This is a genomic window from Rhodococcus sp. YH3-3 (genome assembly GCF_001653035.1).
In the GTDB taxonomy this organism is placed as follows: Bacteria; Actinomycetota; Actinomycetes; order Mycobacteriales; family Mycobacteriaceae; genus Rhodococcus_F; species Rhodococcus_F qingshengii.
In genome coordinates this window covers 2,370,853-2,388,430 of sequence record NZ_BCWH01000001.1, presented here as the reverse complement: position 1 = coordinate 2,388,430, position 17,578 = coordinate 2,370,853, and the positions used below count along the sequence as shown (strand labels likewise).

Here is a 17,578-nt window from a genome sequence, read left to right as displayed (position 1 = left end):
TGTACCCGTGCCACGCAACGAGAGGTATCTAACTTGACGCGTACAAGGCAGTCCATGTGGAGGCGCGCTACCGGTGTCGCCGCGGTGACGATGGTGTGCGCTCTGGTTCCGGCCGGTATCGCAACTGCGTCGCCTGTCACTCACCAGGGCGGCGGAGATTCGGTGGAGCCCGTCACGAGTGGTTCTTACGTCGTCTCAGTCGAGCAAGTGAACGATCGCCAAAAGATCGTGAATGTATACGCGGCGTCGATGGACCGCGTTGTTCCAATTCAGGTCATCACTCCTGCCGATGACTCCGCGCCCCGTCCCATCCTGTACTTGCTCAACGGAGCCGGTGGTGGACAAGATTCCGCTACTTGGGAGTACCAGACCGATGTCGTCGACTTCTTCCAGGACAAGAACGTCAACGTCGCGACGCCAGTTGGTGGACGCCTGTCGTACTACACCGACTGGCAGAAGGAAGACCCGAAACTTGGTAAGAACATGTGGAGCACTTTTCTGGGTAAGGAGCTCCCCCCGTTGCTGAACAAGCAACTTGGCAGCAATGGCGAACAGTCGATTGCAGCAATCTCGATGTCGGGTACTTCTGTGCTCAACCTGGCGATCGAGTACCCAGGTTTTTACAACTCCGTTGCCGCATTCAGCGGGTGTGCTCAGACCAGCGATCCGCTCGGCCAGCAGTTCGTCAAGACCACCACGGAGTGGATCGGCGGCGTTGACGACGTGCAGAACATGTGGGGTCCGTTCGACGGCCCCGGTTGGCGGGAACACGACCCCCTTGTGAACGCTGAGAAGCTGCGTGGCACACAGATTTACATGAGCACCGGCAGCGGGCTCCCCGGTTTCCCCAATGACACCCCTGCTAATCCGCGCATCCAGGACGGCCGCGCTGCGATGTTCGACCAGATCGTTGTCGGCAGTCCGATCGAGCTTGCAACCAACCTGTGTACCTCCAACATGGCGAAGCGGCTCTTCGAACTGAATATTCCGGCAGTAGTGGATTTCCGACCAACAGGTACCCATTCATGGGGCTACTGGCAAGACGATCTACACAAGTCCTGGCCATTCATCGCACAGTCTCTGGGCGTCTGATTCAAGTGCCTCGTGCTGGCTTCAACTCCAGCACGAGGCACCGATTAGCTTCATAGGAGGAATCAGCGGTGCGGTTCATTCGGATCATGCTGGTCGTACTGGGAACGTGTTTCCTGCTGTCTGGCACCTCAGTTAGTGCCCTGGCGGATGATCGAGAACCCAGCCCTGGTTTCGCGACTATGGGTCCATCGCCGGCGGGCTCCAACAACTGGAATTGCGTTCCGAGCGCCGATCATCCTCGTCCGGTAGTTCTCATCCATGGAACAACCGCGAACATGGTTGATACCTGGGCTGAACTTTCCCCGCAACTTGCTGATCTCGGCTACTGCGTATTTGCTCTCAATTATGGAGGGGCACGGGAAATCTTCAATCCCAACGCTCTCCAATGGGGTATCAGGGACATTGCGACTTCAGCGAAAGAGCTTGCAACCTTCGTTGATTCAGTTCGCCGTCATACGGGTGCAGGCCAGGTGGATCTCGTAGGCCACTCCCAAGGGGGAGTCGTCGCTCGCCAGTACCTGAAGTTCGACGGTGGTTCGACTCCGGAAGATCCGTCGAAAAACGCCGTCCATTCTCTGGTCACCCTCGGCGCTACCAACCACGGAACGACCTTCGGCGGCTTGCAAGCAAACGCCAAACAACTCTCAGATATGGGGCTTCCTGGAGACCTCTTGGTTCAGGCGATTTGGGGACCAGCCGGTGTTCAACAACTTCAAGGGACACCGCTGTTGACTGAGCTCAATGCGGGCTCGGAAACCCAACCGGGAGTTACGTATACCGTAATCGCGACCGCTCACGACCAGATTTCAACCCCTCCGGAAGCTTCGTTCCTTACCGCAGGCCCCAATTCCGTTGTAAACAACGTCTGGGTCCAGGATGGATGCCCAGGCAACACTGCCTCGCATGCGGGGCTGGTTCGTGACGCGCATTCGTTGGACCTCGTAAAATCCGCGCTCGATCCGGAATTCACGCCGATCCCCTGCGCATAGCTGCCCCAGACGTCGAGATGGTCAGCCGCAGCGGTCGAAATCGCACGCTCGACAAACTCCGATCGACAAGCGTGCGCTGTCACGGGTGAACATGACCTCCTACAAGGCCAATCACGAAGAGCGAAGCATACGAGCCTGGCCGTCGCCCGACCAGGCTCGTATACGCCGGTTGATCAATCAGCGGCGCCACCGCGCAACACACGCTCAATGATCAGCCCGATAGCGCGAACGCCTTCAGGAGACATCATCTCCAGGTGGTGAACGTCGACCAATTCATCCGTCAGTTCTCCTTGCGCGTACGGACCCCAAACCTTATCGGCTTGCTTTGCGTCCGAACGATCCAACGAACTCACGAAGGTGATCGGCCCCCCGAACGACTGCGGCCGATGGGCGTTGATCAGCTTCGCCGAAATCGCAATGCTTGTGAGCAACCGCTTGATCGCAGACGCATCGAGTCCGATTCTCTCTCCGTCGACAGCCGTCAAGATCTCTGCAGACCTTTCGACCGACAATTCATCGAGCTTTTCGTTCTCGCCGAAGACAATCCCCATTGCAGCCAACTCAGCGCGCACCTGGACAGCGTGCTCTGATTCGTCGCGTGTTTCCGGCGAACCGTCCAGCAAGATCAACGCCTCAACGATCTCGCCTCGCTCCTCCATCTTCGCCGCAACCGCTTGAGCAATGATCGCGCCGAGCGACCAACCGAGAATTCGGTACGGGCCTGACTGCTGAACCCGGGTGATCTCATCCACGTAGCGATCCGCGTAATCGTCAAGGGATCGTCCTTGGAATGCCTCATCAGTCAGAACAGGGCTCTGCAATCCATAAAGCGGAATCGAACGGTCCACAACAGCCGCCAACGGCGCAAAAGGCCACGCCAGTCCAACGAGTGGATGAACACAGAACAACGGCACATCGCTCCCTGTCGTTCTCAGCGGCAGAAGCGTTCGTAGTGCATCATCGGTTTTCGCATCGAAGCCCACCCGAATTCCGAGTGCAATTCGTTCTGCAAGTTCGCTGACCGTCGAAGTAGCGAAGATGAGTCGCAGTGGGACCTCCACGGAAACTGCTGCGCTCAGCCGAGCAGCAACCCTCGCTGCGACCAATGAGTTGCCACCCAACTCGAAGAAGCTGTCGTCCGCTCCGATGTGCTCGACACCGAGAATCTCCGAAAAGACGCTTGCGACAAGTAGTTCAGCTTCGGTAGTGGGAGCCCGGAACACCGCAACCTCGAACACCGGCTCCGGCAACAACTTCCGATCCAACTTCCCCGAAGCATTGAGCGGCAACGCATCCAACACCACAAACTGCGACGGCACCATATACGACGCCAACCGCTCCCCCACACCCACCTTCACCACATCAACATCAACCGAAGACCCCACCGCAGCAGTGACATACGCAACCAACTGATCACGCCACACCACCACCACAACAGAACCCACACCCACCTGATCCCGAACCGCAGCCTCGATCTCCCCCAACTCGATCCGCTGACCACGCAACTTCACCTGAAAATCACTACGACCGACATACTCGAGCTCACCCGACACACCGATCCACCGCACCACATCCCCCGTGCGATACATCCGCGAACCCACCCCACCGAACGGATTCGCCACAAACCGCTCCGCCGACAAATCCACCCGCCCGAAATACCCACGAGCGACCTGCACACCCGACAAATACAACTCACCCGCAACACCCACCGGCACCGGACGCAACCGCGAATCCAACACCAACACCGACGAATTCCACACCGGAGCACCCATCGGCACCACCACACCCACACCATCAAGCGGACCCGCCGCCGTCGCATGCACCGTGAACTCCGTCGGACCATACAAATTATGAACCTCAACCGACGGCAACACCGACAACACCCGACCCACCACCGACGCCGGCAACGCCTCACCCGCCGCGAAAATCACCCGCAACGAACCCAACCCACCACCACCGAGACGCGAAATCGTCGCCTCCGACGCGTCGACCAACTGATCGACGAACACCTCCAACATCGACGGCACAAACGAGACCATCGACACCGACTCCGCCGCCACCACCGACGCCAAATACCCCGGATCCCGATGACCGTCATGAGTAGCCACCACCAACCGAGCACCCACCGCCAACGGAACAAACAACTCCCACACCGACACATCGAACGTCACCGGAGTCTTGAACAACACCACATCAGAACCCGACACCGCATAACGCTCCGCCAACCACGACACCTGATTGACCACACTGCGATGACTGACCGCCACACCCTTCGGCCGACCCGTCGACCCCGACGTGAAAATCACATACGCCGTATTCCCCGACCGCAACGGCGAAACCCGATCCACATCCGAGACAGGAGCATCCGAAAAACCAGACACATCAACAACATCAACCTCGACCACCGGCACCACACCAGCATCGAAACCAACATCAGAAGTACTGACCACACACACCGGCGACGCCGCCGCCAACACATACCCATTACGCTCCGCAGGCTGATCCGGATCCACCGGAACATACCCACCACCAGCCCTGAGCACACCGTAAACCGCAACCAACAAATCAACCGACCGACGAACCGCCACACCCACCAACGACTCCGGCCCCACACCCACCGAAACCAAATACCTGGCAAAACGATTCACCCGAGCATCGAACTCCGCATACGACAACGACACACCCTCGAACGAGAGCGCTACCGCATCCGGAGACGCCGCCACCTGCGCATCGAACCCGTCCAACACCGACACACCCGCAACCTCACGAGCCGTATCATTCCACCCCTCGAGCACCAACGAACGCTCAACAGAATCCAAAATATCAACGTCACCAACAATGGTTGACCGATCAGCAACGACGGCAGCCAGGATGCGTTCGAATCGGGTTGCCATCGAGGCCACCGTCGACTCGTCGAACAGATCCGTCGCGTACGTGAACGTCGCCGCCATCCCGGCCGGGGCACCGGACTCGTCGAACTGCTCGACCATGGTCAACTGCAGATCGAACTTCGCCGCCACCGCGCCGGTATCGACGCCCGCAACCGTCAGATCGCCCAACTGCAACCCGGTCTGGCGTGCGCTCTGGAACGAGAGCATCACCTGGAACAACGGATTACGCGCCTGCGACCGCGCCGGATTGAGCACCTCCACCAACCGCTCGAACGGCACATCCGCATGCGCAAACGCACCCAGATCACCCTCACGCACCCGACCCAACAACCCCGAGAACGACTCCGAAGAATCCACCTCCGTCCGCAACACCAACGTATTGACGAACATCCCGATCAAATCATCGAGAACCTGCTCACCACGACCCGCCCCCGGAGTACCGATCGCAATATCGGACGTCCCCGACAACCGCGACAACAACACCGCCAACGCCGCATGCACCACCATGAACAACGACGAATTCGACTCACGCGCAGCGTCACTCAACGACACATGCACATCACGATCAATCACGAACGAATACGCAGCACCACGATTGGACGCCACCGCCGGCCGCGGACGATCAGCCGGCAAATCCAACTGATCCGGCAAACCCGCCAACGCCGACTCCCAGAACCCGATCTGACGCGAAATCAACGACCCCGCATCATCTTCCGACCCCAAAGTCTCCCGCTGCCACAACGCGTAATCCGCATACTGCACCGCCAACGGCGCCCACCCCGGCACCTCACCCCGAGAACGAGCCTCGTACGCCACCATCACATCACGCGTCAACGGCCCCATCGACACACCATCACCACTGATGTGATGAACCACCATCGCCAACACGAACTCCGACTCCGACACCGCGAACAACCGCGCCCGAACCGGAACCTCCACCGCCACATCGAAACCAGCCGACAAGAACTCCGTCACCGCACCAACGACATCGGACTCCGACACCGCCACCGGCGACAAATCCAACCGCACCCGATCCGCAGACAACACCTCCTGGAACCCGACACCGTCGACCTCCGGATACACCGTCCGCAAAATCTCATGCCGCACAACAACATCCGACACCGCAGCATCCAACGCCGCCACATCCAACAACCCCGACAACCGAATCGCCACCGGAATATTGTCAACATTGGATCCCGGATCGAATCGGTTCAAGAACCACATCCGCTGCTGCGCCAACGACAACGGCACCCGCTCCGGACGCACCCGAGCCGTCAACGCCGCCCGCGCACCCGAACCAATCTCCGACTCCATCAGCGCAGCCAACAACTCCACCGACGACGCCTCGAACAACACCCGCACCGGAACCTGCGCATCGAGCGCCTGCCCCAACCGCGCCGCCACCCGAGTAGCAATCAAAGAATTACCACCCAAAGCAAAGAAATCGTCATCCAACCCGACACGCTCGACCCCGAGAACGTCCCCGAACACCGACGCGACGATCTCCTCCACCGCCGTCACCGGAGCCCGGAACACCGCAACCTCGAACACCGGCTCCGGCAACAACTTCCGATCCAACTTGCCGTTCGCATTCAGCGGCATCCGTTCGAGAGTGATCAATTTGGTAGGGACCATGTAGCGCGGTAGCCGCAACGAAAGATCCTGCAGGATCAATTCGGCGGATATTGAGGCAGAGTCGTCGCCGACCCCATACGCGACGAGGTGCGAGCGCCGATCTGCATCATCATGAAGTACAACCACGGCCTGGCGAACCCCTGGAATTTCAAGTAAGGCACGCTCGATCTCACCAAGTTCAATCCGGAGCCCGTGCAACTTCACCTGGAAGTCGCTACGTCCGATGTACTCCAACTCTCCCGACTTATTCCATCGGGCAAGGTCACCAGATCTGTACATCCTCATGCCCGGCTGACTGAACGGATTGGCAACAAAGCGTTCGGAAGTCAGTTCACCCCTCGTCTCATACCCGCGGGCAAGCTGACCTCCGGCAAGGTACATCTCGCCCACTACACCAGATGGAACGAGTTGTAACTTATTGTCGAGCACATAGATATCGACACCGCCGGCGGGCGAGCCTATTGGAATACTCTGGTATTGCTCAGCTCTGACCGAATGACTGGATACCGAGACAGCCGACTCCGTCGGCCCATACTCGTTAAACAACTCTGCAAGACTCAAGTTACGGAAGCGATCCGCCAAATGCGGCGTAAGTGTCTCGCCACCGCAGAATACTTGACGAAGACTAACCAAGTCGTCCGGGCACGCTTGCTCCAGAATTTCGCCAAGAACTGATGGCACGAAATGGGCCGATGTAACTCGGTTTTCGCGGATCGCGCGAACCAAATAACCAGGATCACGGTGCCCATCAGCAGACGCAATCACCAATCGGGCACCAGACAACAGTGGCCACCAAAACTCGCGAACGGAAGCGTCAAAAGTGAAAGGGGTCTTCTGCAGTACAACATCTTCCGCGGTCAACCCATAGCGTTCCTGACGCCAATCCAAGGATCGCACTACAGATTGGTGTGGAACCGCCACGCCTTTCGGCCTTCCGGTCGAACCCGAAGTGAAGATGACGTACGCCGTATCTTCCGGATGAAGACTCCGGCCTCTTTCTCCCTGACGAACTGGAACCGACGAGTACCTATCGAGTTCGATCGAGTCCAGAAGAATTCTCGCGCCCCCGAAAGACTCGTCTAGATGGGTAGCAGATGTCGTTAGGATACAAATTGGTGAGGATGTTTCGATGATGAACTGATTTCGATCAATCGGTTGATCCGGGTCCAATGGCACATAGGCTGCACCGCTCTTTGAAATCGCATACATTCCAACCACAAGTTCGATCGATCGCCGAACTGAGAGCACTACACTTGTACCGGGACCCGCGCCAATCTCGATTAGGAATCTTGCCAACCGATTTATGCGGCTATCCAACTCGCGATAGGTCAACGCGTTATCGCCGTCAGCTATGGCAATTAGATCAGGAGTCTTCGCAACCTGCCTATCGAATCGATCCGGTAGAAGATCCGCCGTCAACGGAGTTCGAACCGGCGCTTGGGACCAAGCCAGTATCGACTGTCTTTCAGCAGCACCAATGATGTCTATGTCGCCCAAACATATTGAATGATCGGCGACGACAGTACCGAGAATCCGTCCGAACCGAACCGCAAACCCTGCCACCGTCGACTCGTCGAACAGATCCGTCGCGTACGTGAACGTCGCCGCCATCCCGGCCGGGGCACCGGACTCGTCGAACTGCTCGACCATGGTCAACTGCAGATCGAACTTCGCCGCCACCGCGCCGGTATCGACGCCCGCAACCGTCAGATCGCCCAACTGCAACGCGGTCTGCTCCATGTTCTGGAACGAGAGCATCACCTGGAACAACGGATTACGAGCCTGCGACCGCGCCGGATTGAGCACCTCCACCAACCGCTCGAACGGCACATCCGCATTCATGCACATCACGATCAATCCAACAACCCCGACAACCGAATCGCCACCGGAATATTGTTCGCCGACGACAACGTATCGAAACGGTTCAAGAACCACATCCGCGCCGGTATCGACGCCCGCAACCGTCAGATCGCCCAACTGCAACGCGGTCTGCTCCATGTTCTGGAACGAGAGCATCACCTGGAACAACGGATTACGAGCCTGCGACCGCGCCGGATTGAGCCCCTCCACCAACCGCTCGAACGGCACATCCGCATGCGCAAACGCACCCAGATCACCCTCACGCTCCCGACCCAACAACCCCGAGAACGACTCCGAAGAATCCACCTCCGTCCGCAACGCCAACGTATTGACGAACATCCCGATCAAAGCATCGAGAACCTGCTCACCACGACCCGCCCCCGGAGTACCGATCGCAATATCGGACGTCCCCGACAACCGCGACAACAACACCGCCAACGCCGCATGCACCACCATGAACAACGACGAACTCGACTCACGCGCAGCGTCACTCAACGACACATGCACATCACGATCAATCACGAACGAATCCGCAGCACCACGATTGGACGCCCCCGCCGGCCGCGGACGATCAGCCGGCAACTCCAACTGATCCGGCAACCCCGCCAACGCCGACTCCCAGAACCCGATCTGACGCGAAATCAACGACCCCGCATCATCTTCCGACCCCAAAGTCTCCCGCTGCCACAACGCGTAATCCGCATACTGCCCCGCCAACGGCGCCCACCCCGGCACCTCCCCCCGAGAACGAGCCTCGTACGCCCCCATCACATCACGCGTCAACGGCCCCATCGACACACCATCACCACTGATGTAATGACCCCCCATCGCCAACACGAACTCCGACTCCGACACCGCAAACAACCGCGCCCGAACCGGACCCTCCCCCGCCACATCGAAACCAGCCGACAAGAACTCCGTCACCGCCCCAACGACATCGGACTCCGACACCGCCCCCGGCGACAAACCCAACCGCACCCGATCCGCAGACAACCCCTCCTGGAACCCGACACCGGCGACCTCCGGATACACCGTCCGCAAAATCTCATGCCGCACAACAACATCCGACACCGCAGCATCCAACGCCGCCACATCCCAACCTCGAACACCGGCTCCGGCAACAACTTCCGATCCAACTTCCCCGACGCATTCAGCGGCAACGCATCCAACACCATGATCAACGACGGAACCATGTACGACGGCAACACCGCACGCAGCGAATCCGTAAGCGCTACAACATCAACCACCGCACCCGACGCCGGCACCACATACCCAACCAAGCTGTCACCCGACTTGGAGTCAGAGTGCATCACGACGACGGCGTCGTTGACGTTCTCATGCGTGAGCAGGGCTGATTCGATCTCACCCAGTTCGATCCGCTGACCACGCAACTTCACCTGGAAATCGCTACGGCCGATGTACTCCAGCTCCCCCGATTTGGTCCATCGAACCAAATCTCCGGTGCGGTACAACCTGGCGCCGGCTGATCCGAATGGATCGGCGACAAATCGCAGCGCCGTCATAGCAGGCTCACCGTGATATGCACGAGCCACCTGCGGTCCACCCAAATACAGTTCACCGGCCACACCCACCGGCACTGGCGCCAACCGGCCGTCAAGCACAACAGTGGACGCGTTAGCGACGGGCGTACCGATCGGGACGACCACCGCCTCAGGAGTCGCCTCCCAAGCTGTTACCACCTCGACCTCGGCAGGCCCGTACCAGTTGTGCAGGCTCGCCGAGGCGTACCCGCTGAATCGGCGTACGGTGTCGGCGCTCAACGCCTCTCCTGCGACAAAGACTCGACGCACCGATTCCGGCAGCGGCGCGGGCACCGCGGACATGAATGCGCTCAACATCGACGGAACGAAATGCACCGTCGTGACCCGCTCTTGAGTAATGGTTTTCGCAAGATAATCTGCGTCCCGGTGTCCATCGGGAACCGCGATGACCAGTTTCGCGCCAGTTTGGAGAGTCCAGAACAATTCCCAGACCGAAATGTCGAAGGTGATCGGCGTTTTGTGTAGTACCACATCCGAGCAATCAAGCCTGTAGGTCGCCTGAGCCCACACCAACTGGTTCACCGTTGCGCTGTGTGTAATGGCAACGCCCTTGGGTCGACCTGTCGAACCTGAAGTGAAGATCAGATACGCCGTGTTTTGCGATCGCAAAGGCGAATTGCGTTCAGAGTCGGCAATCCGGCGAGATGGGAACCCGTCCAAGTTCAGAGCCTCGACAGTCACCATCCGTCGACCCGTAGACGCGAACTGATCGCGAGCGGTAGTCAGAATCAGTACCGGATCCGCCGCCTCTACGACGTACTCGGTGCGTTCTGCTGGATGATCTGGATCGATAGGAACGTAGGCGCCCCCAGCCTTCAGAACGGCGTAGATCGCAACCACGAGGTCAATGCTCCGACGCATCGCCACACCGACCAACTGCTCAGGTCCGACTCCTTCGGAAATGAGGTGACGCGCGAGTTGATTGACCTTGGCATCGAACTCCGCATACGTAAGTTCAATTGCGTCCATGGCCAACGCGACAGAGTTAGGCGTCCGCGCAACCTGCTCGTCGAACAACGAGACCAGCGTCGCATTGTCCGAGCACAAAGATCCGGCCGAAACAGCTTGTGCCAGTACCTGTTCACTCTCGCTCTGTGAGAGTACGGGAATATCACCCACCAGTACGTCCGGAGTTGCGGACACTGTGCTCAGAATTCGCAACAGACGATCGACGAATTCCAGCACCGTTGATTCGTCGAACAGGTCGGTTGCGTAGTTGAACGATCCGTGTATCCCCGAGGGTTCTCCAGACTCGCTGATGACCTCGGACAGAGTGATCTGAAGGTCATATTTCGCCGTTCCCGAGTCCGCTTCGATCCCGGAAATCGTGAGTTCTGGCAACACGAACTGCGTTTGCGCAAAGTTCTGGAACACCAACAAAACCTGGAACAGCGGTGAGTGCGCAGTAGAACGCACGGGGTCGATCTCATCCACCAACCACTCGAACGGCACATCCGCATTGGCAAACGCCGATAGATCGATTTCACGCACCTGCTCCAGGAACGAACCGAATCCCTCCGACGCTTCGACGTTCGTGCGTAAGACCAGCGTGTTGACGAACATACCAATCAGATCGTCGAGTTCGGCCTCCCCGCGTCCTGCGACAGGAGTACCAAGCACCACGTCCGTGGAACTGCTCAGTCTGGACATCAAAACAGCCACTGCCGCGTGAATGACCATGAAGACAGTGACGTTGTGACCCACTGCAAGCCTCGACAAGTCTGAATGAAGGCGTGCATCGATCGTGAAATTGACTGTCGCTCCGCGTAACGACTGAATCGCCGGCCTTGCACGATCCAAGGGGAGATTCAAAACGGGGGGGACGTCAGCCAACTGAGTTCGCCAATACGCAATTTGCTTCGACGCGATCGAGTCCGGGTCACCATCTGAGCCCAACATCTCGCGTTGCCACAACGCATAGTCCGCGTACTGCACTCCGAGAGGTGCCCACCCCGGAACCACGCCCCGAGATCGGGCCTCATACGCGACCATGACATCGCGCCCGAGTGGCCCGACTGAGGAACCGTCTCCGGCAACGTGGTGGATCACGACAACCAACACGTAGTCGCCAGAGCCAAGGCTGAACAGTTTCGCTCGAACGGGGACCTCAGCACCGACGTCGAATCCCTGTCCGACAACCTCTGCTACGCGCAGCATTACAGACTCGGCGTCGACCTCGACTGGACTCAAGTCCAGCACGACCTCTTCGGGTGGAACAATTACCTGCATTGGTCCATCTGGATCGCTTGGGTACAACGTTCTGAGCGACTCGTGCCGTGCCAGGACATCGGAAACAGCAGCTTTCAGCCCCGCCACGTCCAGCTTCCCTGAAAGCCGGATCGCGAGAGGAACATTGTAGACCGGCGACTCTGGGTCGAGTTGGTTCAGAAACCACATCCGTTGCTGTGCAAGGGACAACGGCACCCTCTCCGGGCGCACCCGAGCAGTCAACGCCTCCCGAGCACCCGAACCGATCTTGGTCTGAACCCGGGCAGCCACGCGCTCGACCGAGGACACCTCGAACAGCACCCGTACCGGAACCTGCGTATCGAGCGCCTGCCCAAGGCGGGCAACCATCCGAGTCGCAATCAGCGAATTGCCACCCAAAGCAAAGAAATCATCATCAAGCCCGACCCGATCCACACCCAACACCTCGGCGAAAACCGAGGCAACCGACTCCTCCACCGGAGTCACCGGAGCCCGGAACGCTGCAGCCTCGAACACCGGCTTCGGCAACAGCTTCCGATCCAACTTCCCCGAAGCATTCAGCGGGAACGCATCCAACACCATGATCTGCGACGGCACCATATACGACGGCAACACCGACCCCAACGAATCCACAAGCGCCGCAACATCAACCACCGCTCCCGACGTCGGCACCACATACCCCACCAACTGATCACCGGTCTTGGTCGACACCACCGCCACCGACGACACCGACACCGACACATCGGCCACCAGGGCCGACTCGATCTCCCCCAACTCGATCCGCTGACCCCGGAACTTCACCTGGAAATCAGTGCGCCCGATGTACTCGAGCTCCCCCGACCAGCCCCACCGCACCAAGTCCCCCGTGCGGTACATCCGATCGCCGACACTGCCATGAGTGAACGGATTCGCGACGAAGCGATCCGCCGACAAATCCGGACGAGAAACATACCCACGAGCCAACTGATCACCCGCAAGATACAACTCTCCCGCAACACCCGCCGGCACCGGACGCAATCGCGAATCCAAGACGAAAACCTGCGAATTCCACTGCGGCACACCAATAGAAGCCACACCACCGTGGACAGCATCCGTCACATCCGCGAACGTGATCGACACCGCGGCCTCGGTCGGACCATACAAGTTGTGAACCCGCGCGCTTGAAACAACACCGAAATCGCGCACCGTCTGCGCCGGCAACGCCTCACCGATGACGAACACATCACGTAGCGAATCCAACTGGCTGGCAGAGACTTCCCCCGCGAACACCGACAGCATCGTCGGCACGAAGTCCGTCACCGTCACGCGCTGATCAGCGATCACCGACGCCAAATACCCCGGATCCCGATGACCGTCATGAGTGGCCACCACCAACCGAGCACCCACCGCCAACGGCAGGAAGAACCCCCACAAAGACACGTCGAACGTCGTCGCAGTCTTCTGCAGATACACATCCGACCCGGTCAGAACATACTGCCCCTGCATCCACGCCATCTGATTGACGATCGCCGCATGCGAAACCGCCACACCCTTCGGCTTCCCCGTCGACCCCGACGTGAAAATCACATACGCAGCATTCGAAACACGCAACGGCGCAACACGATCCACATCAGAAACAGGCGCATCCGAGAATCCGGACACATCCAGCTCGTCTATCAACACCACATCGAATTTACTCGGCAACACCACACCGTCACCAGCAGTGGACAACACACAGACCGGTGCCGCGGTCTCGAGAATATGACCATTGCGCTCGACCGGATGATCCGGATCCAACGGCACATACGCCCCACCCGCAGCAACCACTGCATACATACCAACCACAAGGTCAACCGACCGGCGCATCGCCAACGCCACCAACGACTCCGGCCCCACGCCCACCGAAATCAGATACCGTGCAAGACGGTTCACCCGAGACCCGAACTCCGCATACGTCAGAGACTGCCCCTCGAACACCACCGCCACCGCATCCGGCGTCGCCGCCACCTGCGCAACAAACCCGTCGAGCAACAAAGCACCAACAGTCAACTCGTGAACAGTGTCATTGACCGCCACCAGCACCTGCGAACGCTCGCCCTCACCGAGCAACTCCACATCCCCGACAACCGAATCAGGCTCCGCCACCATTGCTTCCAGAACACGCACCAACCGCTCCGCAAACGAAACAACTGTCGACGCGTCGAACAGATCCGTCGCATACGTCAACGACATCGGCATCCCCACACCGACGCCGTCCTCCTCCAACGGCGTCACCGTCAACTGCAGATCGAACTTCGCGATCTCGACACCGGCGTCGAAACCGGCAATCGACAGTCCCGGCAACTCCACGACATCCTGCGCCATGTTCTGAAAGAACAACGCAACCTGGAACAACGGATGATGGGCCTGCGACCGCGCCGGATCAAGCACTTCCACCAAACGCTCGAACGGCACGTCCTCGTTGCCGAACGCCCCGAGATCGACCTCACGAACCCGACCCAATAACGCCGAGAAAGACTCCGAAGAATCCACCTCGGTCCGCAACACCAACGTATTGACGAACATACCAATCAGATCGTCCAGCTCCGGCTCACCCCGCCCTGCGATCGGAGAGCCCACCACAACGTCGTCACTACCGCTCAGCCGCGCCAACAACACCGCCAACGCCGCATGCACCACCATGAACAACGACACATTACGATCAAGCGCCAACTGCTCGAGCGCTCGATGTAACCGCGCGTCTATCGAAAACTGGTAACTCGCACCCTGATTGGATGCCACCAACGGCCGCGGGCGATCCGCCGGCAGCTCGATCCGCTCCGGCAACCCCGCCAACACCGACGTCCAATACCCCAACTGCTCAGACATCAACGACGACGGATCACCCTCGGACCCCAACACCTCACGCTGCCACAACGCGTAATCCGCATACTGCACCGCCAACGGCGCCCACCCCGGAACCTGTCCACCCGCACGCGCCACATACGCCATCGACACATCACGCACCAACGGACCCATCGACACACCGTCAGCAGCGATATGGTGAATCACCAACGCCAACACAAACTCCGACGAACCCGTCTGGAACAAACGAACCCGTAATGGCACCTCGACCGTGACATCGAACCCCTCTGCCACCACTGGCGTCAGCACACCGAGCAAGTCGGCCGCGTCGACAGTTTCGGGCAATACAGTTTCCACGAATTCGTCCACCGGAAGTACTTGTTGGAACCCGATGCCCTCGAATTCCGGATAGACGGTCCGCAACACCTCGTGCCGCGCAACAACATCCGACAGCGCTGCGGACAGTGCCGAAACATCGACGGCACCGGACAACCGCAACACGATCGGAATGTTGTTCACACCAGACACAGAGTCGAATCTCGACAAGAACCACATCCGCGACTGTGCAAGGGAAAGAGGTATCCGCTCCGGACGAGAGCGAGGGGCCAAGGCAATTCGCACACGCCCCGCTGAATCTGACAAAACAGATGCAAGACCGGAGACTGTCGAGTACTCGAAGAGCGTTTTGACCTGAACCCGCACATCGAAAGCCGCACTGAGACGCCCGGCCAATTTCGCAGCAATCAACGAGTTGCCGCCGAGTTCGAAGAAGTCGTCGTCAGCGCCGACTCGGTCCACCCCCAAGAGTTCTTCGAATATGCGCGCGACCACGACCTCACCATCGGAGGATGGCGCTACAAACTCTCGGGCCTCGAATACGGGATCAGGAAGTGCTGCTGAATCCAGCTTTCCTACTGGCGTCAAGGGAATCTCGTCGATGACAACGACAGCCGCCGGAATCATGTGACGGGGAAGATCCGTCTTGACCACTGCCAGGACGTCATCCCCGGACAGCACGGCTCCAACTGCAGGAAGCACATAAGAGATGAGAGCCGTTTCACCGCTGGGCAACACTCGCCCGAGCGTTGTCACGAACTCGACCCGTTCGTCGAGTGCGATGACCGCGTCGATTTCAGTCAACTCGATGCGGAAGCCACGGATCTTGACCTGGGAATCGGACCGTCCGACGTATTCGACGCTACGATCGCCGGCAGCACTTTCCGTCCACCGCACCACGTCCCCCGTGCGGTACATTCGTTCACCCTGTGCCCCAAAGGGATTCGCGATGAATCGATCGGCCGTCATACCTGCCAAATTGTGGTATCCGCGCGCAACCTGCGGCCCTGCAAGATAGAGCTCACCCGTAGTCCCCGTCGGTACAGGCTGCAAGCGGGCATCCAATACCAAAGACGCTGCACCACGAATCGGACCACCGATCGTGACGGGATCACCCGCGCCGAGTTCCGTCATGTTCGTGACGATCGTCATCTCGGTCGGGCCGTACGCGTTGACAAAGTGGCGTCCGGGCGCCCACTTCGCGACCAACTCTGGCGGACACGCTTCACCCGCGACCACGACGACAGCAACATCGTCGAGTCCAGATGGATCCACCGATGCGAGCACCGAAGGAGTAGCGCCGACATGCGTCACTCGCTCTGTCTTGATCAGCTCGGCTAGCTCGGGCCCACCGTAGATGCTCGATGGGGCAATCACCATGACGGCGCCCGCCCCGATCGTCTCGAGTAGTTCGAAGATCGATACGTCGAAGCTTGGAGTCGTGAAGTGCAAAACCCGCGAATTGCCGTCGAGCGACAGCATGCGAATTTGCTCTCGCTGCAGGACGGCTAGCCCCGAATGCGAAACAACAACACCCTTGGGTCGCCCTGTGGAGCCGGATGTGTAGATGACGTACGCGGCGTGCTGCTCACGCAGTGTCCTTACCCGCTCGTCATACGTCACTGGCGCGCCGGAGACAGCGGCCAACGACTCGACAGTGTCCGAAGCATCGATCGAGATCCACCCGACCGAGTCGGTTAACCCGGCGCGTGCACCCTCAGTGGTCAACCCGACCGAAACTCCAGAATCGCTGATCATGTAGGCCACGCGATCGGCTGGATAGTTCGGATCCACCGGGACGAAGGCGGCGCCGGACTTGGCGACTGCCCACAGTGCCAGAACGGACTCGATGGACCGCGGTATCGAAATTGCAACCCGATCCTCTGGCCCCATGCCGCCGGCGATCAACAATCTCGCCAAACGAGACGATTGCTCGTCCAACTCTGCGTATGACAGCGAACGTCCTTCGAACCGCAACGCCTCCCGCTCGGGCCCCAGCTCGACGGCCGCCGCCAGCAGTTGCGGAAGCAACGAGGTGCTGGCACGACGGCCGCGTGCCGGACGCTCTCGACGTGCCTTGCGAGCTACCGAAGTCCCTGGCGTCACACCATCGGAGCTCATGCGGTCACGACCTGCACTCGAACGGCATGCTGGAGGAACACGTGCTGCGTCAAGACAATTT

At 59.3% G+C, this 17,578-nt stretch carries 3 protein-coding genes and 1 pseudogene; 2 read left to right on the top strand and 2 right to left on the bottom strand.

Annotated elements, in window-relative coordinates:
• Positions 1-54: 54 nt before the first annotated feature.
• Complete coding sequence (locus YH3_RS11020; RefSeq protein WP_058039005.1) at positions 55-1,092, top strand: alpha/beta hydrolase family protein; 1,038 nt, start codon at positions 55-57, stop codon at positions 1,090-1,092.
• A gap of 86 nt (positions 1,093-1,178) precedes the next feature.
• Positions 1,179-2,081 carry a triacylglycerol lipase gene (locus tag YH3_RS11015; RefSeq protein WP_064443511.1) on the top strand — a complete coding sequence of 301 codons (903 nt, stop codon included), beginning with the start codon at positions 1,179-1,181 and terminating at the stop codon, positions 2,079-2,081.
• Positions 2,082-2,254: 173 nt separating this feature from the next.
• Here the strand turns inward: YH3_RS11015 and YH3_RS35560 are convergent, their stop codons facing one another.
• Both YH3_RS35560 and YH3_RS11005 read right to left on the bottom strand, forming a co-directional pair.
• Positions 2,255-9,559 (bottom strand): non-ribosomal peptide synthetase, encoded by a 7,305-nt coding sequence (locus YH3_RS35560; protein ID WP_154100289.1) that lies wholly within the window; start codon positions 9,557-9,559, stop codon positions 2,255-2,257.
• 80 nt (positions 9,560-9,639) lie between these two features.
• Positions 9,640-17,517 (bottom strand): annotated as a pseudogene (locus tag YH3_RS11005) (amino acid adenylation domain-containing protein); the annotation flags it as partial.
• Positions 17,518-17,578: the final 61 nt, after the last annotated feature.

What these genes read in the sequence shown, in the direction of transcription:
- YH3_RS11020 (WP_058039005.1), top strand. Translation starts at nt 55, where the DNA reads ATGTGGAGGCGCGCTACCGGTGTCGCCGCGGTGACGATGGTGTGCGCT.
- YH3_RS11015 (WP_064443511.1), top strand. Translation starts at nt 1,179, where the DNA reads ATGCTGGTCGTACTGGGAACGTGTTTCCTGCTGTCTGGCACCTCAGTT.